Below are 21266 nucleotides of genomic sequence, written 5' to 3'. Positions count from 1 at the left end.
GGGTTATAATTAAGGGGAATTTTATAAATAAACGAAAGAGGGAGTTACAGCTATGAAAATCAGGGATTTTAATATTGTTGTATCAGGTGATGTATGCGTAAACTTATTATTTTGGCAAATCAACAATGAATATATCAGTGACTTGAATTGGCAGCAGTATCCACATATATATAATAGAACAGTTGAAGGAGAGTCTTTACTTTTAGCTAAACTCGTAGCATTATCTACAGGAGCCAATGTGATTTCTCCTAAAATAGATTATGCTAAAGACCATTTACCAAAGGGACTTCTCAGCTCTACTATACAATTAGGTCTTTTCCCTGCAACATCCAAGGATAAAGACAGAAATAAAGTATATAGGGTAAAGGAATTTTTAGGATTTACAGAAATACTTTTTAATGATCCCCAATTGTTTCCTATTATAGATGATGATAAAAATGCCAGTATGGTTATACTGGATGATGAAAATAATGGTTTTAATAATAATGAAGAATTTTGGCCTTCAGCTTTAAAAGAGCCTGGCAATCATCCAACGATTATATATAAAATGGATGATCCCTCTAAATCAACTAAGCTTTGGAAACATTTAGAACAGTTCCATATGGAAAACACTATAGTAGTTATAAATGGAGATGATCTGCGTTCGAAGGAAGTTAACATAAGTAAAAATCTTTCATGGGAAAGAACGGCATTGGATTTTGTTTGGCAAATAAAAAATAACCCGACTCTTACTTTTCTGTCGAAGTGCAATCACCTAATTGTACCATTAGGTCTAGAAGGTGCTATATACTATTATAGAAATAAAGGAGAAGCTAAATCCCAACTATATTTTTTGACATATGCATTTGAAGGCGATTTTATAAAAGAAACTCAAGGTAAAATGTATGGGCTGACTTCTTGTTTTGTTGCTGGACTTGCAAAATCTGTTGCTTTGGGAAAGCTTAAAGACAGATCTCTTGACAAATCAATTGATGATGGTATACGTGAGGGAATTACAGCCGCACAAAAATACTTTATGTATGGCTTTGGTAAAAATATCGTAGAAAATATTTTTCCTAATCCTTTAATTTTCAGTGAAGGAGAAAATGACTTCATATATAAAGAGTATATACAGGACGTTCAAGTGCCTAGTTTAAGCAATCCTAACTGTCAGTCATGCTGGTATATTATCAAAGATAAAAGTTCTACTAATTTGGCTGAAATAGCTTATGATATTGTTAAAAACGGTGAAGAAAGTGCTCTTGAATATATACCCATAGCTCAATTTGGTAAATTAAAAACTGTTGATAGAGATGAATTTGAAGCTTATAAGAGTATTAAAAATCTTATGTCCGAATATGTTCTTTCTAAAAATACGGTCAGACCTCTTTCTATTGCTGTATTTGGAACGCCAGGTTCTGGAAAATCCTTTGGGGTAACAGAGGTTGCGTCTTGTGTAGCTCCAAATTTAATTGAAAAATTAGATTTTAATTTATCTCAATTTCAAACATTATCGGATTTAATTATAAGCTTTCATAAAATAAGAGATATTTCTTTAGTAGGGAAGATTCCTCTAGTGTTTTTTGATGAATTTGATTCAACTTTTGAAAAAAAACTGGGATGGCTAAAATACTTTTTAGCACCTATGCAGGACGGCATATTTAGAGAAGATAATTCTATTCATCCTATTGGAAAAGCTATTTTTGTATTTGCAGGAGGTACCAGCAGTACATTTAAAGAATTTTGCGGAGAAGATATTGAGAATAAAACTGAATATAGAGAATTCTTTAAAGAATTTCAAAGCGCAAAGGGTCCGGATTTTATAAGCAGACTAAGAGGTTACGTAAATATTCTAGGACCAAATCAAACGGATGAGCGTTGGGATCAATTATTCATCATTCGTAGAGCCATGCTGCTTAGATCTCTGCTGGAACACAAGGTACCACATCTTATAAATGAAAGAGGAGAAGCACAGATAGACAAAGGTGTACTGCGGGCACTTTTGAAAGTCAGCAGATATAAACATGAATCAAGATCTATGGAAGCCATATTGGAAATGAGCAGGTTAACCAATGCAAAAAAATGGGAACAATCTTATTTACCTCCTAAGGATCAATTAAGACTTCATGTGGATGAAGATGAGTTTTTTCGCCATTTGATGAGGGATGAATTTTTTAATGAAAAAGTTGAGCAGCTTTCTGTGGCTCTTAATTATAGTTATATAATGATTCACAAAAGCAAAGATGAAGTTGATTTAAGTCCGGATAAATACTGGATGGCCCTTAGTGAAGGTCAAAAAAACTCCATTAGAGATCATATAAGGCACATTCCTGATATACTATACAAAGTTTACTATGACCTAATCTCTGTATCTGAAAAAGAAAAGCCTGAAATCATTGAATTTACAGAAAAGGAATTAAATATTCTAGCAAAATATGAACATGAATACTGGCTGATGAAAAAAAAGGAAACTGATTTTTCGATGCCATCCTGGGACAGTCTATCAAATGATAGTAAAGATAAAATAATAGATTATGTTAAATGTTGGCCTAAGATACTGGCAAATGCGAATTTTAAAATAGAGAGGCTAAAGTTTGCATGTTACTGTGAATCTCATCTTAAATTTGTATAAAATTAATTGGGCTTGATGCAATGGAGCTTCTCTTTGTGAGAAGTGTCAATTCAGGAATGATGAAAATAAAAATAGGGGAGGAATTTTAATGAGAATAGCACTGGCACAGATGGAAATGGAAAATATCATAGAACAGAATCTGAAAAAATCACTGCGAGCCATTGAACTGGCAGCGTCCAATAAAGCCGATCTGGTCTTTTTCCCTGAACTTCAGCTTTACCCTTTTTTTCCGCAATATCAAAATCGGAATGGTCAGCAATATTTGCTAACTATCCATCATGAGTATATTCAGCAGATAGCGTCTAAATGCAAGGCTCAGAACATTATGGCATCTCCAAATGTATATCTTCAGGAAAACGGCATGAATTACGATGCTTCGCTATTTGTCAATGGAAAAGGAGAGCTTCAGGGCATATCTAAGATGGTACATGTTATGCAAAGTCAATGCTTTTATGAGCAGGATTATTACACTCCTTCTGATGATGGGTTTAAAGTGTATGATACATATTTTGGAAAGATCGGTATTGTTATATGCTTTGATCGTCATCTACCGGAAAGTATTCGAACCTGTGTTGCCCGGGGTGCAGATCTGATTTTGATACCTACTGCAAATATCGAAGGAGAACCACTGGAACTGTTTGAGTGGGAGATCCGTGTACAGGCAATGCAAAGCAGCGTCTATATTGCAATGTGCAATCGGGTAGGTCAAGAGGGAAATATGAATTTTATCGGACAGTCTCTTGTAGTCGATCCTAATGGAGACGTTATAGAAAAGGCCAATGAAAGGGAACAAATCCTATATGCAGATGTAGAACTGAAAAACAGCTTGACTATACGTAATGAAAAACCTTATTTCCGGCTCCGCAGATTGAATATGTACGAATAAGTGTATTCGTATCGAAAAGAATTTTGACATGCCTTTATTTTTAGAAAAAGAGTTCGGGGATATTCTAGTGGAAATCTTTCTACATTGTTTAAATATAATATGAATGATGCTAAAAGTATAATGGGCAAAATTGCTGAAATTAAAATTAATGCTGAAATAATTATTTAATGTAAAAAATATATATTTGACAAGTTATATAATAGGACTTAATATATTATTAGGTAAGGCCTAACTAATTAATTAACTAACGAGGTGATAATTTGGATAATAAAAAGAAATTATATGAAACCTACAGCGGACTTATGAAAATAAAAGGAGAGTGTTCCTGTAAATTAATTGATGAACTTAATATGTCAGAATTAACACTTCGCCAAATTGAGTATATAAAAAAAATTGGCAAATATGATTGTATTACAGTTAGTAAATTGGCAGAAATTTTAAATCTATCTAAACCATCCATTACAGAGATGGTCAAGAAGTTTGTAAAATTGGGCTGTGTTTATAAAAGACAATGTCAGGAAGATGGGAGAGTGCAGTATGTATTTCTTACAGAGAGGGGAAAATGCATAGCTGGTTTTGAAGATTTGAAAATTAAAAAATTAGTGGATAAAATGATGGAAAGCCTTGATGAAGACGAAATTCATGTTTTAATAAATATTTTGTTGAAAATCAGATAGCAGCTCAAATTAATAAAAAAATAAAGTTAGGTTAATAAAAACTAATTAAATTATTTCCAAGAAAATATGTGATTGAAAATAATATATGGAAGGTTGATATAATGAATTTTAAGAAGATTACCTTAGAGGATAAAGATCTGTTTCAAAAGTATATATATCCTTATAAGTTTTTAAGTTGTGAGTATTCATTTACTACTTTATATATATGGAGAGATGCTTGTGATGTTCAGTATGAAATCTATAAAGGTGCATTGATTATAAAGAAAAAGGATTTTCAAGGAAATTATCACTTTATGCAACCCCTCGGGTATAAAATGGAAAATTTAAAAGATATACTAGAACATCTATTAAAATATAAAAGTGAAAAAGGAATGAAGTATATATTTAAAGATTTGGAAGAGGATTTTATAGAAAAAATAAAGGCATTAGGTGTAGAAGAACAGGGCATGTATATTAAAGAAGATAGGGATAATTTTGATTATTTATACGAAACGGAGAAATTAATAAAACTTTCGGGAAAGAAATTTCATGGAAAGAAAAATCATTATAATTCTTTTATCAAGGAATATGATTATGAAGTAAAAGAGATATCAGGAGAAGAAGTCATCCATGGGGTAATAAGAGCTGCAGAAAAATGGTATAGTGAAAACAATAATAATGATAAAATGATTTATTATGAAACTGCAGCTATAAAAGATATTGTTCAAAATATAGAGCAGTTTAATTTAAAAGGAATAGCGGTTTATGTAGAGGATGAGGTAGTAGCCTTTAGTCTGGGAGAAAAGCTCAATGATAAATTGGCGGTAATTCATGTGGAAAAAGGAGATGTGAATTACAAAGGAGTTTACAGTTTTATTAATAAAACTTTTATAGATCAATGTTTTAGTGATGTGAAGATAATAAATAGAGAACAAGATTTAGGTATAGAAGGGCTTAGGAAGGCTAAACTTTCTTATAATCCACTTAAGTTGGAAAAGAAATTTATCATTAGTTGCTAACTGTATATAATTGTGAAAGTAAATAAATTAATTAGAAATATGGAGGTAGTAAAATGGAAACAATTTTTAAGAGAAGAAGTATAAGAAAGTATGAAGACAGGCCAGTTGAAAAAGAAAAGATAGAAAAACTTTTAAGGGCTGCAATGCAGGCTCCATCAGCAGTAAATCAACAACCCTGGGAATTTATCGTTGTTCAGGACAAGGATAAATTAAATAAATTATCTGAGACAAGTGACTATTCAAAGATGGTTGCTAATTCAGCAGTTACTTTTGTCCTTTTATCAAGGACAGAAAAGATGATAGTTCCAGGTTGTGTACCACAGGATATGGGTGCAGCTGCAGAAAATCTTCTTTTAGAAGCAGCGGATCTGGGACTTGGAGCAGTTTGGCTTGGAGTAGCATCTATTAAGGAGAGAGAGGATTATGTAGGCAAGTTATTCAATCTTCCGAATAGTGTTAAGCCATTTGCACTAATTTCAGTAGGATACCCGGATGATGAGAAAAACCATTTTATAGATAGATTTGATGAAACAAGAGTTCATTATGAAAGTTGGCAATAAATATAGATAAGAAATTACAAATATGATTATTTGTCAAAAATTATATTCACTTTGTTAATTTAAGTATAGAAAGATATTTTTATTAGAGGGTGGTTTAAAAAACCGCCCTTTGTATAATAAGTATAAATATAATCTTGTTGAAACTGAACCTAAGTTTCAACAAGTCAGGATGATTACACATGTTGAAACTTATTTATTTTGTTATAGCATAGAGAAAATGAGAGTCCACCCAGTCCTTGGAGTTTCTAGAGAGCATGCTATTATTTATATCCTTAAAGGTTTCATTGTTATCTTCCAACAAGTACACAAATTTATAGCCTGATAAATCCAGAGCTTTTATATATTTAAATCTAAATTCATAATAATAGCTGGGAGTACCTGTAAAGTAATCTGCTGGGATATATTTAACACCATAGTAGTTTTTGCCGTCATAGATTACTTTGGTGATATCTATATAATTGTCTGCTGAGGAATGAATAATTTTAATGGATGATTTTTTACCATTTTGGGTGTCAGATATAAATTTATCTGCCAATTCGCTACCAGTGTTGATTAAACCATCATTATCAAGAATGCAGCTGTCTTTAAGAGTCTTTTTCAGGAAATATTTTTTGGCATCAAGGGATACTTCCTGCTTCATATTTTCATAGAGGTTCTGAGATACAATAAGTGTATGAAGCTTTCCATATTTTTCTTTTGTGATTTCATTTATAAACTCATGGGGTTTTTCTATATAATATTTTCCATCTTTTTTATATATATAGTAAATTTCACTATTGCTTTTTACCTCATCATAAATGGCTGTTGGAGGTACATCACTTACACTTTTAATATTTGTGTTTTTACCGCTTTCAAGCAAAACAGGTAGAGAATAAATAGTTGTAAATTTATTCATTATTTCTTTATACACTCTGTTGAATCCTTTAAAATCAGCAGAGCTTTTCCATAAGTCACTGGCCATAACGTTGTTTGCCCAAGTCCTGTTTCGTTGAATTATACGATTAAAATGTCCTTCAGTTGAAATGACGAAGTTAACATACTGGGCGTTGCCCACCAGGGCAAATATTACAGCAGCATTTTCATCAAAAATGGTTTGATTGTCCTTTCTTAAAAAGGATTCCTTCACGTCATTTGTGGTTTGGTAAGTTATCTGCATGCCATAGGGTTCCTTATCAGTAAAAAGCTGTACTTTTGCATGACTTAATGTTTCTGGTACAGGCAGTTCCTTTGCTATGTTAACCACTTTGTTGTTGTCACCTATATAGGGCGTTTTGTATTTATATACTTTTGCTGCAAAGTTATTTTTCTCCTTTGACATAGGGGAAGGATTGGTAATAAGTCCAATGCACGTACATACAATGATAATTACAGCTGCTAAAAACACCCAGAAAACAGGTTTCTTGTAATTAAGTACATTTTTAATCCTGGTTTTTGTATTGTTTTCTCCAAAAGCCAGGGGACTTCCGTTTATAGTTATTTTACTTACAGCCAGAGATAATAAGGAGGTGCTATAATCTTTTTTTATTTCAGTGCCAAGTTCTTTCAACACTCTTTCGTCGCAGGACATTTCCATGTCCTTGCTCATAAGTACAAAACTAATCCATACAAGAGGATTGAACCAGTGAAGGCACAATACCAGAAATGCAGCAGGTTTTATAAGATAATCAAATCTTTTTATATGGATTTGTTCATGTTTTACAATATAACTTGTCTCTTCTTTATGCAGTCCTTTGGGCACATAGATTCTGGGTTTTACAAATCCAAGGACAAAGGGAGAGTAAATGTTTTCACATTCAAATATATTATTTCTTACAAGTATGGCTGTACATAGCTTGTGTTTCAACAGTAGGTAAGATATTATGCTGTAAATCATCAGAAAAACAATGCCCAGAACCCAGGTAAGGGAGGAAACAAATAAAATTGTATGCATGAAGCTGGCACTGTTATTGATGGAAACAGGCAGGGAAGTATTTACGGTTGAACTCATTTCATTTATTCCAATAGAGGATTGAGGCTGCATCATCACAATATTTGAAGGAATATACTCTATTTTACCTGAGTTTGAAACCTGTTTTTGCAGTAAACTGAAAGCAGAGGAAAAAGAAAAGGGGCAGATTAGCCGAAACAGAACCACTATCCATAAGCTGTAGGAAAAAATTTTAGGAGCTTTTTTTAAAAGCAGTCGTGCGGCCAGAACAAACAAAATCACATAGCTTGCTGTAAGGCTCATGTTCACTATATCAATAAATAATTTCTGTAAAAAAAGCTTCATTTTTATTCCTCCTCATAGCTGTCGATTAGTTTCTTCAGATCTTCAGCCTCTTTTCTGTTCAATTTCTTATCATTCATGAAAGCTGTTATAAACTGAGGCAGGGAACCGTTGAAAGTCCTGTTCACAAATTGCTGGCTTTCAAATCTCTGTACTTGCTCTTGTTTTACAATTGATGTCACTGTTGCGTTTTCATTTTTTAATATTTTACGCTGACACAGTTTTTTTAAAACGGTATAGGTGGTGGATTTTTTCCAGCCAAGGATTTTATTACATAGTTTTACAAGTTCACCGGAGCCAAGGGGTTCATTTTGCCAAACAATACTTGCAAATTGGTATTCGCTTTCACAAAGTTTCAGTTGTTCCATAATATATCTCCTTTCGGTCTATAATAATAGACTTATTGTAATGTAAGTCTATCATTATAGACCGAGGATGTCAATATAATGGTATGCTCAATTTTTAAAATCTAATGATGGTAATAAGAAGGTTTGAAGAAGCTTGTTTTTCTCATAATTTGACAAAAACTAATATTCAGATTATAATGAATATATATTTATTATAAGGGGATATCCATGCCAAAGATGTAGCAGCTCATAGAAAAGGATATGATACTTATAAATTAAACAGAACATTTGATTGACAGAGGGTAAAAACTAGGGCAATTTGCTTATGGAGATGCTTATAAAATGGTCATTCTCTATTTTTCGATTATTCAGGGATTGGCAAATATAAGATTCGTGCTGAAAGATAAATTTACAGCTCCTGGTATAGAAATGGTTGCAGCGTTTTTGATAAAGGAGAACCCTCATGAATAATACATATAATCTTGCCATTTTAAATATCATCAATTATTGAAAGGAGTAAAAAGAATATGGACGAAGTTTTACAATTTTTAAAAGACAATCATGTTTTTTATCTTGCTACAGTGGATGGGTCTACACCAAAGGTTAGACCATTTGGATTTGTAATGGAATACAAGGGTAAACTCTGCTTTTCTACAAATAACCAGAAAGATGTTTACAAACAGTTGAAAGCCAATCCTAAATTTGAGATATCTACTACATCTCAAACTGCTGAATGGCTGAGATTAAAAGGTAAGGCAACCTTTATCACCACTGAGGATTCAAAACGCGCAGCATTGGATGTCATGCCTTCTCTCGGAAAAATGTATAGTGTTGGCGATCCGATTTTCCAGATCTTCTGTGCAGATGAAGCTGAAGCAACATTTTATAACATGAAGGGTGAATCCAGAACCATAAAATTATAAAAATTTTAACTTAGCTAGAAAGATAGTGTTAGGCCGTATATGGAAGTAATGTGCTTATTAAAATGTTTGATTTTAAAGTTCCCTCAGACTATGAGTTCGGAGGGAATTTTTATTTGATTTATTGAATACACCAATATATACAGAGTGTATGGTGAAGATATATAAAAAAATAAAGAAGGAAGAGTAATATTATGGATGGAACAAGACGAAGCAATATAAAACCGGGGATAAAAGTTTTAGTTGTACAAAAACAAGATCAGCGTTCAGGAAAATTAACTGAGGGTGTAGTGAAAAGGATTCTTACAAATTCACAGGTTCATCCTCGGGGCATCAAAGTTATGCTTGAGGATGGAATTGTGGGAAGGGTTAAAGAAATAAAATGATAATTGGATATAATAAAATGGATCTTGCCTGGGCAATATCAATTTGTTATATGAAATTTCCACAAAGAACTATGAAATATCTAAAAAATAATAGATTGGCATTTAACAATGTTACTGCAAGGGTAAATTATTATGTTCATTTTCATTTTAATGGAAACACAGGCAGAGGCCTGTGTTTTTTATTTTAATCAAAATGCTCAAGTTGCAGTTGGTCTTTCTAAGTTTTCTATAATAAGTATATTGTTTGATATTATATTTGTAACACCATTATATGGTTTAAATGTAGTTTTTAAATTACCATTTAAAGAGTGGCTCTTTTCTGTTATTTCAATTTCCGTGATATTTGTAATTTTATCGACTTTGGCAATTGTAGCAATTAATATCACTAAAAAAGATAAAAAATTATAATTATAACTTGGTATATTAATTATGATTACTGGTAAGATTTACAAATAACAAAATATATGTAAATTGGAGAGGAGAAATGATTCATGAAAAAAATTGTATTTGCAGGAGGATGTTTTTGGGGAGTTCAGGCTTACTTTGACCATAAAAAAGGCGTGTTAAAGACAAAAGTGGGCTATGCAAACGGAAATATAGAAAATCCTACTTATGAAGAAGTATGCAGCGGCGGCACGGGATTTGCAGAGGTCTGTTTTTTGGAATACCATGCTGAAATCATAGGGCTTGAAGAATTGCTGGAGCTGTACTGGAAGGCAATAGATCCAACTTTGCTGGATAGACAGGGAAATGACAGGGGAAATCAATACAGGACGGGAATCTACTATATAGATAAGGAAGATGTGAAAATAATAGAAGAGTCCAAGAAAAATCAGCAAAAAAATTATAAAAAGGAAATTGTAACTGAGATTTTGCCACTTGAAAATTTTTATGATGCAGAAGAATACCATCAAAAGTATCTGAAAAAAAATCCAGGCGGTTATTGCCATATACCAACAGAATTGATGAAATAGATCTGTAGGAAGAATAAAAAATTATAAAGGAATGAAATTTATTTATGGAAGCCTTACGACTAAAAATTGTCATAAGGTTTTTAGTATTGACATATACAGATAAGTTGAAAATTATTAAACTAATGTATAAAATTAAAATAGGGTAGATCAAATTTGGCACTAACCAAACGGGGTAAGAGGTATGAATATAGAGAAAAATGAAAAGAAAACAACAGCTGGTATAATTGTAGCAGCAGGGAAAACATCAGAAGGTAATGGAGAATATTCACTATTGAAAATTGGTTCCATTACTGCAGTAAAAAGAATTGTTTTAACCTTTCAGCAGGTTGAAGTTTCACCGATTGTGGTGATCACCGGATACGAGGCCAAGGAAATTGAACATGACTTAGCTGATTATGGAGTTATATTTTTGGAAAATCAGCAGTATGAAAACTCACAGATGTTTGATTCTGCAAAAATCGGGTTGAATTTTTTACAGGATAAATGTGATCAGGTAATATTCAATCCGGTGAATATCCCCATGTTTACACCAGAGACCATTCAAAGGATGATGGAATGTGGTGCAAAGGTGATTTTACCATCCTATCATGGGAAAACCGGTCATCCTCTTTTGATATCTTCTGAATTGATCCCTGAAATTCTAAAATATAATGGGAATATGGGAATGAGGGGAGCTATTAAAAGTATTGGAGTCGAAAGGCAATGGATGGAGATAGAAGATGAAGGTATTCTTCATGATATGGATGATATTGATCGATTGGATCAACTTTTAAAAAGACATAATCAGCATATTCTACATCCCTTTGTTAGAATAAGTATTGAAAAAGAAGCCATGTTTTTTAATTCAAGAACAAAATTGCTTTTGCTTTTAATTAATGAAACACATTCCGTACGAAGTGCATGCAGACATATTGCATTATCTTACAGCAAGGCATGGAACATGTTGAATCAGCTGGAACAAGAACTGGGATATGCAGTGGTTGAGAGAAAACATGGAGGAAGCAGGGGTGGAAAAACTTTTTTGACAAAAGAAGGCAGATCATTTTTGGAGAAATATCAACATTTTGAACAAAAGGTACGCCAATATGCAAAAGATGAATTTGACAGACTATTTTAGAAATTGGAACTTCATATCAAGCAAGTTCTTTTGACAAAGAATTTGATGAAATTAACCCTCTACTTTATAATAATTGTAACAACAAATTGTTAAACTATTATAAAGCAGGAGGGTTATTTATGTTTACCCTAAATATTAATGGTAAAGATGTAGTTTCCAGCATTGACAAACCTTTATTGTTTTTTTTAAGAGATGATTTGAGAATTACTTCTGCAAAAGATGGGTGCAGTGAAGGAGCATGTGGAACATGCACTGTTTTAGTGGATGGAAAAGCTGTAAAAGCCTGTGTACAAAAAGTATCAAGATTTGTAGGAAAGCAGATTCTAACTGTTGAAGGATTAAGTCATAGAGAAAAAGAGGTTTATGAATATTGTTTTGGAGAAGCAGGTGCAGTTCAGTGCGGCTTTTGTATTCCAGGAATGATAATTTGTGCAAAATCACTGTTGGATGTCAACTTCAATCCGACGAAGGAAGAAGTAAAAAAAGCAATCAATGGGAACATTTGCCGCTGTACCGGTTATAAAAAAATTGAAGAAGCTATTTTAATGGCAGCAGAATATTTCAGAGGTAATCTTGAAATTCCAGCTGCTCCAAGTAAATTGGGAATGGCACAGAGATTTAAACGTATGGATGCAGCAGAAAAAGTAAATGGGACAGGTGTCTTTGTAGATGATATTGAATTGCCTGGAATGATTTATGCAAAAGCAGTTCGTTCCAAATATCCAAGAGCTGTTGTAAATAAAATTGATATCAGTAAAGCAGAAGCTCATCCTGATTGTGTGAAAATTTTATTGGCAAAGGATGTCCCCAATAATGTTATCGGGCATATAAAGCAGGACTGGGATGTAATGATTGCTGAAGGTGGAATCACCAGATATGTAGGGGATTCATTGGCATTAGTAGCAACATATCATAAGGACAAACTGGATGAAGTATGTAAACTGGTTGAAGTAGAATACACGGAATTGAAACCGGTTACTTCTCCAACAGATGCCTTAAAGGCAGATGCACCTTTAATCCATGAAGATGGAAATGTTATGAGCCGTGCCATTCTTCAGCGTGGTAATGCAGATGAAGCAATTAAAAATTCTAAATACGTGGTGACAAGAAAATATAAGACACCCTTTCAGGAACATGGATTTATGGAACCGGAATGTGCAATTGCCATGCCGGAAGGAAAAGATGGTATTTTATTGTATTCTGGTTCACAGTCTGTGTATGATGAACAACGTGAAATCTCAAATATGCTTCAGATTCCAATAGAAAAAGTCCATTGTCAAACCAAGCTTGTTGGAGGCGGATTTGGCGGTAAGGAAGATATGAGTGTTCAACATCTTGCTGCGTTAATGGCATGGTATACGAAAAAACCGGTGAAAGTAAAGTTTTCAAGGCAGGAAAGTCTGGATTATCATGTTAAACGTCATCCAATGGAAATGGAATTTACAACAGCCTGTGATGAAAACGGTTATTTGACGGGTATGAAAGGAATTATTATTGCAGACACAGGTGCATATGCTTCCCTTGGCGGACCTGTATTGCAAAGAGCATGTACACATGCAGCTGGACCATATAACTACCAAAACATTGATATATTTGGAATGTCAGTTTATACAAACAATGTTGTGGCAGGAGCCTTTAGAGGTTTTGGCGTGACACAAAGCTGCTTTGCCACTGAAAATAATATAAATTTATTGGCAGAAATGGTGGGCATTTCACCATGGGAAATTCGTTATCGTAATGCAATTCGCCCTGGTCAGGTATTGCCAAATGGCCAGGTAGCGGATGAAAGTGTTGCTATGACAGAATGTTTGGAAGCCGTTAAGGATGTATATGAGTCCAATCCATATGCAGGTATTGCTATAGCATTTAAAAATAGTGGAACAGGTGTAGGAAATAAGGATATTGGGCGCTGTATTTTATCTATTGAGGATGGAAAAGTTCATGTTCGGACTTCAGCAGCATGTATGGGACAGGGTATTGGAATAATGTGTGCTACTGTATTGTGTGAAACGACTGGTATAGATCCTGCTCTTGTGGTCCACGAAAGGGCGGATACCATTCGTACACCTAATTCAGGAACTAGCACAGCCTCCAGGCAGACTGTGGTAACTGGTGAAGCTGTAAGGCGGGCATCGGAAAAATTAAAAACTGAATTGGATAGGGGATTAAAGCTGACTGACTTAGAGGGTAAAGAATTTTATGGAGAGTATTCTGCAAAGACAGATCCAATGGGATCTATAAAAGAAAATCCAATCAGTCATGTAAGTTATAGTTATGGAGCACAGGTTGTCATCCTTAATAGTGAAGGGAAAGTTGAAAAGGTAGTAGCTGCATATGATGTGGGAACACCTGTGAATATACAGTCCGTTGAAGGACAGATTGAAGGCGGTATTGTTATGGGATTAGGTTATGCCATGACAGAGGAATTTAAAGTCGAGGAAGGATACCCTAAGACAAAGCTGGGTACGCTTGGACTTATGAGATCAAAGGGAGCTCCTGAACTAGAAGTTATTCTTGTACAGAGCAAAGGAAAAATTCCTGAAACTTATGGAGCAAAAGGATGTGGAGAATTATGTCTCATTCCCACAGCACCGGCTTGTTCTCATGCTTATTACAGGTTGGATGGCAAATTCCGTTCTCAGCTTCCGTTAAAAGACACATTTTATAAAAAATCAAGAAAATAAATAGTATACAAAGGAAATCATCGTAGTACTGGCCCGTGTAGAAAGGTAGGTATTTGAATGAAAATCAACGGCATTATATTGGCTGCAGGTTTATCCAGTCGTATGGGAGCATTTAAACCCATTTTAAAATTGAAAGAAAAAACCATTATTGAGCACAGTGTTGAAAGTATGTTTCATGCTGGTGTAAATCAACTCATTGTAGTATTGGGATATCGCGGTGAAGAAATTGAAGCTTTGCTGTGTGATAAATATGATAATTCTCGGTTAACATTTGTATATAACCGAAAATATGCAGACACAGATATGCTGGCATCCGTTAAAATTGGTATTTCTTCATTGGACAGCTGCGATGCTTTTTATCTTCTTCCAGGAGATATGCCGGCCATTAATACTGAAACTTTCATCGGGATAAAAGAGATCATGTGCAAGACACATGCCATGGTGGCTTTTCCTACTATTGATGGACATAGAAAACATCCACCCTTGATTTCCTGGAGGTGTATAGATTGTATTCTTAGATTTAATGGAGAAGGAGGTCTCAGGGAGATATGGAGAAAATTTGAAAACCAGGTAGTAACAGTTCCTGTGGAGGATCTTGGATGCATGATAGATGCAGATACAAAGGAAGATTATAGCAGGCTGATGGACTATATGGAGAATTAAATTTTATCCTGAGTTATTTATTTGACACTTGCAAGTTAAATGTATAGGAGGTACTGTATGGAAAATATAAGTAAATCTGTAAAGAAAAAAGATCATGATTCTAAAATAAGCGGCCGTGCTTTATATGTGGATGATCGTGTAATGGACGACATGGTTTATGGAAAACTGCTGCACTCTGCCAAGGCAAAAGCACGTATTAAAGATATTGTTATTCCTAAATTACCTGAGGGTTATTGTGTTGTTGATAAAAATGATGTAACAGGTGTAAATCGTGTTCATGTGGTTCTTGATGACACTCCTGTTTATGTGGAGGATACTGTAGAATATGTTGGTGATCCCATTTTGATGGTTGTGGGACCGGATCTTAAGGAAGTTAAGAAAATTTTAAATGGGATTGTTGTAGTATATGAAGAAAAAGTACCTGTTCTGGACATGCGTAAATCTGAGACTGTTTTCTTTAATTACAGCTATGCAAAAGGAGATACGGATAAGGCTTTAAAAGAAGCTGATAATGTTTTTGTTGAGACTTTCCAAACTGGCTATCAAGAACAGGCTTATCTTGAAACACAGGGTATGATTGCCTATCCACATGAAGGACGAATGACTGTACGTGGTTCTATGCAGTGTCCATATTATGTTCACGGTGCAGTTACAAAGGCATTGGGATATGAAACAAAGGATGTTCAAATTATTCAGGATGTTACCGGTGGTGGATTTGGAGGCAAGGAAGCATTTCCCTCCATACTTGCCTGTCAGGTTGCAGTAGCTGCAAAAAAGGCAAATAGACCGGTAAAGGTAATATTTGATAGACGGGAAGATATGGAGTTTACTTCAAAACGTCATCCATCTATCTGCACATATAAAGTAGCTGTTAAAGATGGTGAAATTACAGGGATGGATATAGATGTTCTGTTTAACAGCGGTGCATATACCACACTTTCTCCAGTTGTTTTACAGCGTGGTGTGATTTGTGCAAACGGTGTATATCGCGTAGACAATCTTCGCGTTGTTGGACGTGCGGTTAAGACAAATACTGTACCTTGCGGTGCATACCGTGGTTTTGGTGCCCCTCAGACTTTCTTTGCAGTAGAGATGATGATGGATCATATTGCAAAAGAAATGGGTATTGATTCACTTGAACTTAAAGAAAAATATATTGTTAAGCAGGGTGATGCTACTTCTACAAGTGGTAAATATCATTTCCATGTACCTCTGCCTGAAATGATCGAGCAGATTGACAAGCTTACTGATTACCGTGCAAAGCGCAAGCAGTACAAGAATCAGACGGGACGATACCGCAGGGGAATTGGCATGTCTTTGTTTTATCATGGATGTGGTTTTACCGGCAGTGGAGAACGTGACCTTATTAAGGCTGTTGTGAAGATCAGAAAAAATACGGATGATACTGTGGAGATTCTGGCAAGCAACTCGGATATAGGACAAGGTCTAAAAACTACTTTTAGTAAAATTGTTGCAGATACCCTTGGGATTTCTTATGATAGAGTGTTAATTCAAAATCCGGACACGGATCTTGTGCCTGATTCAGGCCCTACTGTAGCAAGTCGTTCTTTGATGACAGTGGGAGGATTGCTTCAGCGTGCAGCAGAGAAACTCAAGAAAGAATGGAAATCAGGAGAAGAACAAATTATAGAGGAACATTTTATTGAACCTGATTTTGTAATTCCCTTCAGTCTTGAAAAATTCCATGGAGATGCTTATCCAACTTATTCCTGGGCCACTAATGTCATTGAAGTGGAAGTAGATACTCTTACTGGAACTACAAAGATACTTGGAGCATGGGGAACTTTTGATGTTGGTGTTCCTGTGGATATGAATATTATACTTGGTCAGATGCAGGGAGGTTATCTTCAGGGAATTGGTTATGCTTCCATGGAAGAGATGAATTGCAATGATAAAGGTATGATCCGAAATAACAGCTTCAGTGATTACATTATTCCTACAGCAGTGGATGTGCCAAATCTGGTGACTGAAATTATCAACAATCCATATACTCACGGACCATATGGAGCAAAAGGTGCAGGTGAACTTCCTCTTGTTGGTGCTGCTCCAGCTTATGTTGAAGCTATGGAAAATGCACTTGGGGTAAACTTGAACAAGGCACCATTTACACCGGAAGATACCATGAGGGTTTTACAGGAGGTGCTTAAATAATGATAAAATTTATTCTTAACGGTAAGGAAGTTACATCTGCCGCCAGGGCAAATCAGAGGCTGCTTGATGTACTTCGAAATGAATTTTGTATTACAGGTGTAAAGTGCGGCTGTAAGGAAGGCGAATGTGGTGCCTGTTCTGTGATTCTTGACGGCAGATTGGTTAACTCTTGTATGGTAGCCATGGGCAGCATTGAAGGCAGTACTGTTATGACTATTGAAGGTTATCGCGAAACTGAACGCTATGCAGTTATTGACAGGGCATATGCTTCTGTAAGTGCCGTACAATGCGGCTTTTGTATTCCTGGAATGGTACTTGCTTCTGAATGTATACTTGCTAAAAATCCAAATCCTACGGAAGAAGAGATTCGTGAAGGTATTTCCGGCAACCTCTGCAGGTGCACCGGTTATAATGCCATAGTTAATGCGATTTCCATAGCAGCAAAGGAGGGAAAAGGATTATGGTAAATGGTTATCAGGCATCGTCATTGAAAGAAGCATTGGACATCCGCACAAAGGAGAATGTTACTCCTTATGCTGGAGGCACTGACTTGATGATTAAAGAAAATGAAAATGCCACATATTTATTCCTTAATAAAGTACCTGAAATGAAAAAAATCTTAGAGAATGAAGAATATATTCGCATTGGTGCTTCATGTACCTTCACGGATATTATTGAAAGTGAACTGGCTCCAGCTATTTTAAAGGAAGCGGCATCACAAATTGCAGCACCGGCAATCCGTAATCTTGGTACTGTTGGTGGCAATATCTGTAATGGATCGCCCAAAGCAGACAGTGCACTCATCTTTTTTGCTACAGACTCCAAACTGCGTCTTGTGAGCAGCAGAGGTGAACGTGTTATTCCAATTACTGAATTTTATCTTGGAAGAAATAAAACTTCGCTTCAGCCAGATGAACTGCTGGTTGAGATTTTTATGGATAAAACAGGTCTTGACAATTATTATTATAAAAAAGTAGGCGCAAGAAATGCACTGGCAATTTCCAGAGTATCCTTTGCTGCTGTTATTAATATAGAAAATGGTAAGATTGTTAACTGCATGACAGCATTTGGTGCAGTAAGCGATGTGGTGTTAAGACGTAAGGATATTGATGCAATGCTTATAGGTAAGACCATAAAAGAGGCAAAGTTTGTCAAGGAAGATTATCTTGCAGCATATGATAAGGCAATTGTCCCTATCAGAGGTAGAGTTTCAGCAGAATACAGAAAGAATGTCTGCATGAATTTACTTCGTGACTTTCTCCAAAGCAAGGGAATCTAATTGTCCTGTAATTAAATAATTTAAAATAAGAATATTTTAATAGATATAAATTAAATGAAAACTTAAATGCCGGGGATTCATCATCCCCGGCATAAAGGCAAGTATCAATATATTTTAGAAATAACATTTTAGTTTATCCAATGGCTGTCATTGCTAAGCTCACACTTCATGAAGTGGAAGCTTAGCAATTTTACATCCCTGGATAAGTTCTTTTAGGATTCAGTGGATAAAGGCATTCCTTATGGGAAAACCTCACCGCACCTAAAAATCACTTGATTAAAAACATAAAACATTTAATAACTTTTACATATTGACATAACCTTATATAAATAGGATGTGCATAAGTGAATTTTATTATGCTGGTAATTTAAGGAAAATATTTAAGATATAATATTTAATTTTTGCTTGATTTAAGTATTATATCTATAATTTCTTTCTCCTGCAAAACCATAAAATGCTCTTTTTTGAATGCCAATGATATATAAAAGGTTATGGGTTCCCTGAGAGATAATGCTTTTATATCATTCATGTCTTTAACAGATTCACGTACCATTAACCCCACCCCAAATCCTGATGCTATGAGAGATTTAGCAGTTTGTATTTTATCTGTATGATAAAAATATTTTGTTGATATATTGTTTTTACCGCAGAGATCTTTAAGAACTTGATTATGTACATATCCTTCACCTAGAGAAATAAACTTTTCTCCTGAAAGTTCTTGAAAATCTATTTTATTCCTTTTAGCTAGAGGATTATTTTTATTTATGCAAACTGTAAATTCATCTGTTGTCAAAACGTATGATTTTATAATGTCATCTTCCAATGGTTCAATAGATCCTATAAGTGCCATATCTACTTCATCTTTGATAAGAAGTTTTTTCATAGTTACTGAGCCGGTTTCCACAAGACTGAAGCATTTATCCAATCTGTTTTTAATCAAGTTTTTCATAATTATGGGGAAATAATATGCCCCAATTATGGGGGGAACTCCAAGCCTTATCTTAGTGCCATTTATTCTTGCTATCTCAGATTTTATCTTTTTTATTTCAAATAATATATTATTAATATGACTTCTTAAAATTTTTCCTGATTCAGTTAATGATATTTGATTTTGGGAATGATCTCTTATTATAAGTTTCGTATTCAGTTCATTTTCCAGCCTATGTAAAGCCATAGTTATGGAAGGTTGAGATATATGGAACTCTATGGAAGTTTTGGTAAAACTTTTTGTTATGCAGAGAGAATTAAAATATTCCAAATCTCTAATATTCATAATTGCAACTCCTAACTTTAACTAAAATAAATATTTTATATATTCATTTGAATGCCGGGGATTCATCATCCTCGGCATAAAGGCAAGTATCAATTTTTTTTACTTGAATTAAGTATTATATTTATGATCTTTTTTTCTTGTAAAACCATATGATGATCTTTTTTAAATGCCAATGATATATAAAAATATATAGGATTTTTGAGCGATAATGTCTTTATAGTATCTATATCTTTAACAGATTTACGTATCATTAATCCTACTCCAAAGCCTGATGCTATAAGAGATTTCGCAGTTTGAATTTCATCTGTATTATAAAAATAACTTGTGGATATATTATTTTTGTAGCATAATTCTTTTAACACCTGATTGTGTACATAATCTTCACCTAGAGAAATAAATTTTTCCCCTGAAAGTTCTTTGAAATCTAGGGTGCTTTTTTTAGCTAAAGGATGATTCCTATTTATACAGATGGCAAATTCATCTCTTGTTAAAACATAGGATTTGATTGTGTTCTCTTTTATAGGAGCTATAGATCCTATAAAAGATATATCCACCTCGCTTTTTAACAGCAATTTCTTCATTTTTACAGAGCCTGTTTCTACTAAAGTGAAACATTTATCCAAACCATTTTTAACTAAATCTTTTAAAATTAGTGGAAAATAGTATGCACCTATTATAGGAGGAACTCCTAATTTTATCTTGTCACCATTTATTCGAGATATTTCTGATTTAGCTTTTTTTATTTCAAATAATATATTTTTGATGTGGTTTTCTAAAACTTCTCCAGATTTCGTAAGTGATATCTGATTTTGGGAATGATCCCTTATTATAAGTTTTGTATTCAACTCTTTTTCAAGTCTGTGAAGTGCCATAGTTATAGAAGGTTGGGATATATAAAATTGTCTGGAGGTTTTAGTGAAACTTTTAGTTATACAGAGAGAATCGAAATATTCCAGATCTCTGATATTCATATTATAACACCTAACTTTAATTAAAATAATTATTCTATACTATATTAAGATCAAGAGATATTTACTTATTTTGTTGACTAGACATGTATACTTAATTGAGCAATTTTAGTCATGATGCTAATTTTCTACTTTCTTTTTTACCTGCACTAAATTTAACATAAGATCCGGCAATTATAAATATTATTCCTATAACCATATTCATTTTTATACTTTCACCCAGTATAAGTATGGCAAAAATAGTGGCCAATGCAGGTTTTATTAAAAATACCATTGATGCGGTTATTGCTGAAGTTTCCTTTATAGCACCAAGATAGCATATATAACCAATTGCCTTTATAAAAATACCCATATATAATAATACCAGTATATTGCTTAAAGTTATCCCTGAAAAAATCGGTCTCCCTGTTACTATGAGAATAATCAGTAAAGCTAGCACTCCAAAAGAAAAGCCGAAGAAATTGGAAACATATCCTCCATAT

21 protein-coding genes are annotated in these 21266 nt (G+C 34.1%); 16 read left to right on the top strand and 5 right to left on the bottom strand.

Annotation, left to right across the window (positions count from 1 at the left end):
- Positions 1-52 precede the first annotated feature (52 nt).
- From AB8U03_RS11850 to AB8U03_RS11830, 5 genes are all read left to right on the top strand, one after another.
- On the top strand, positions 53-2611 hold the full coding sequence (locus AB8U03_RS11850) for a Ryanodine receptor Ryr (protein ID WP_369704767.1): 2559 nt from the start codon (positions 53-55) through the stop codon (positions 2609-2611).
- Between the two features lie 88 nt (positions 2612-2699).
- The gene (locus AB8U03_RS11845) at positions 2700-3497 is read left to right on the top strand and encodes a carbon-nitrogen hydrolase family protein (RefSeq protein ID WP_369704766.1); all 798 of its coding nucleotides are present in this window, start codon (positions 2700-2702) and stop codon (positions 3495-3497) included.
- A 260-nt stretch (positions 3498-3757) separates the two neighbouring features.
- Positions 3758-4174 carry a MarR family winged helix-turn-helix transcriptional regulator gene (locus tag AB8U03_RS11840; protein ID WP_369704765.1) on the top strand — a complete coding sequence of 139 codons (417 nt, stop codon included), beginning with the start codon at positions 3758-3760 and terminating at the stop codon, positions 4172-4174.
- 98 nt (positions 4175-4272) lie between these two features.
- Positions 4273-5172: a DUF2156 domain-containing protein gene (locus tag AB8U03_RS11835; RefSeq protein WP_369704849.1), complete on the top strand. Its 900-nt coding sequence runs from the start codon at positions 4273-4275 to the stop codon at positions 5170-5172.
- 53 nt (positions 5173-5225) lie between these two features.
- The gene (locus AB8U03_RS11830; RefSeq protein WP_369704764.1) at positions 5226-5732 is read left to right on the top strand and encodes a nitroreductase family protein; all 507 of its coding nucleotides are present in this window, start codon (positions 5226-5228) and stop codon (positions 5730-5732) included.
- A gap of 193 nt (positions 5733-5925) precedes the next feature.
- On the opposite strand, the gene AB8U03_RS11825 is transcribed toward AB8U03_RS11830, so the two are convergent.
- Together AB8U03_RS11825 and AB8U03_RS11820 are read right to left on the bottom strand one after the other, a co-directional pair.
- The gene (locus tag AB8U03_RS11825) at positions 5926-8004 is read right to left on the bottom strand and encodes a M56 family metallopeptidase (RefSeq protein ID WP_369704763.1); all 2079 of its coding nucleotides are present in this window, start codon (positions 8002-8004) and stop codon (positions 5926-5928) included.
- 2 nt (positions 8005-8006) lie between these two features.
- A complete protein-coding gene (locus AB8U03_RS11820) occupies positions 8007-8369 on the bottom strand; it encodes a BlaI/MecI/CopY family transcriptional regulator (RefSeq protein ID WP_369704762.1) in 363 nt (120 codons plus the stop codon).
- Between the two features lie 321 nt (positions 8370-8690).
- Between AB8U03_RS11820 and AB8U03_RS11815 the strand changes: the two genes are divergently transcribed.
- The 11 genes from AB8U03_RS11815 to AB8U03_RS11765 all read left to right on the top strand — a co-directional run bounded on the left by AB8U03_RS11815 (position 8691) and on the right by AB8U03_RS11765 (position 18543).
- Positions 8691-8819 (top strand): hypothetical protein, encoded by a 129-nt coding sequence (locus AB8U03_RS11815; protein ID WP_369704761.1) that lies wholly within the window; start codon positions 8691-8693, stop codon positions 8817-8819.
- Positions 8820-8875: 56 nt separating this feature from the next.
- Entirely contained in the window at positions 8876-9271 is a 396-nt protein-coding gene (locus AB8U03_RS11810) for a pyridoxamine 5'-phosphate oxidase family protein (protein WP_369704760.1), read from the top strand.
- A gap of 191 nt (positions 9272-9462) precedes the next feature.
- A complete protein-coding gene (locus tag AB8U03_RS11805; protein ID WP_369704759.1) occupies positions 9463-9654 on the top strand; it encodes a YwbE family protein in 192 nt (63 codons plus the stop codon).
- Between the two features lie 132 nt (positions 9655-9786).
- On the top strand, positions 9787-10062 hold the full coding sequence (locus AB8U03_RS11800; protein ID WP_369704758.1) for a hypothetical protein: 276 nt from the start codon (positions 9787-9789) through the stop codon (positions 10060-10062).
- 83 nt (positions 10063-10145) lie between these two features.
- Entirely contained in the window at positions 10146-10628 is a 483-nt protein-coding gene (msrA, locus tag AB8U03_RS11795; RefSeq protein WP_369704757.1) for a peptide-methionine (S)-S-oxide reductase MsrA, read from the top strand.
- Positions 10629-10809: 181 nt separating this feature from the next.
- Positions 10810-11745 (top strand): NTP transferase domain-containing protein, encoded by a 936-nt coding sequence (locus tag AB8U03_RS11790; protein ID WP_369704756.1) that lies wholly within the window; start codon positions 10810-10812, stop codon positions 11743-11745.
- 119 nt (positions 11746-11864) lie between these two features.
- The gene (gene xdh, locus AB8U03_RS11785; RefSeq protein WP_369704755.1) at positions 11865-14429 is read left to right on the top strand and encodes a selenium-dependent xanthine dehydrogenase; all 2565 of its coding nucleotides are present in this window, start codon (positions 11865-11867) and stop codon (positions 14427-14429) included.
- Positions 14430-14486: 57 nt separating this feature from the next.
- Positions 14487-15092: a nucleotidyltransferase family protein gene (locus AB8U03_RS11780; protein WP_369704754.1), complete on the top strand. Its 606-nt coding sequence runs from the start codon at positions 14487-14489 to the stop codon at positions 15090-15092.
- Positions 15093-15149: 57 nt separating this feature from the next.
- Positions 15150-17264, top strand: a complete 2115-nt coding sequence (locus AB8U03_RS11775) for a xanthine dehydrogenase family protein molybdopterin-binding subunit (protein ID WP_369704753.1) — start codon at positions 15150-15152, stop codon at positions 17262-17264.
- Positions 17264-17731, top strand: coding sequence for a (2Fe-2S)-binding protein (locus AB8U03_RS11770; RefSeq protein WP_369704752.1), 468 nt, complete (start codon positions 17264-17266; stop codon positions 17729-17731). Before AB8U03_RS11775 ends, AB8U03_RS11770 begins: the two co-directional genes overlap by 1 nt.
- Positions 17725-18543 carry an FAD binding domain-containing protein gene (locus tag AB8U03_RS11765; protein ID WP_369704751.1) on the top strand — a complete coding sequence of 273 codons (819 nt, stop codon included), beginning with the start codon at positions 17725-17727 and terminating at the stop codon, positions 18541-18543. The genes AB8U03_RS11770 and AB8U03_RS11765 overlap by 7 nt, the downstream gene beginning before the upstream one ends.
- Positions 18544-18937: 394 nt before the next feature.
- On the opposite strand, the gene AB8U03_RS11760 is transcribed toward AB8U03_RS11765, so the two are convergent.
- From AB8U03_RS11760 to AB8U03_RS11750, 3 genes are all read right to left on the bottom strand, one after another.
- The gene (locus AB8U03_RS11760; RefSeq protein WP_369704750.1) at positions 18938-19816 is read right to left on the bottom strand and encodes a LysR family transcriptional regulator; all 879 of its coding nucleotides are present in this window, start codon (positions 19814-19816) and stop codon (positions 18938-18940) included.
- Positions 19817-19905: 89 nt separating this feature from the next.
- A complete protein-coding gene (locus AB8U03_RS11755) occupies positions 19906-20787 on the bottom strand; it encodes a LysR family transcriptional regulator (RefSeq protein WP_369704749.1) in 882 nt (293 codons plus the stop codon).
- A 109-nt stretch (positions 20788-20896) separates the two neighbouring features.
- Positions 20897-21266 (bottom strand): EamA family transporter (locus AB8U03_RS11750; RefSeq protein ID WP_369704748.1); only part of this gene is annotated, 370 nt, incomplete at its 5' end.

The sequence above is a fragment of the Clostridium moutaii genome (genome assembly GCF_041205085.1).
GTDB classification, from domain to species: domain Bacteria; phylum Bacillota; class Clostridia; order Clostridiales; family Clostridiaceae; genus Clostridium_B; species Clostridium_B moutaii.
This window is presented reverse-complemented; position numbering and strand designations above follow the sequence as displayed.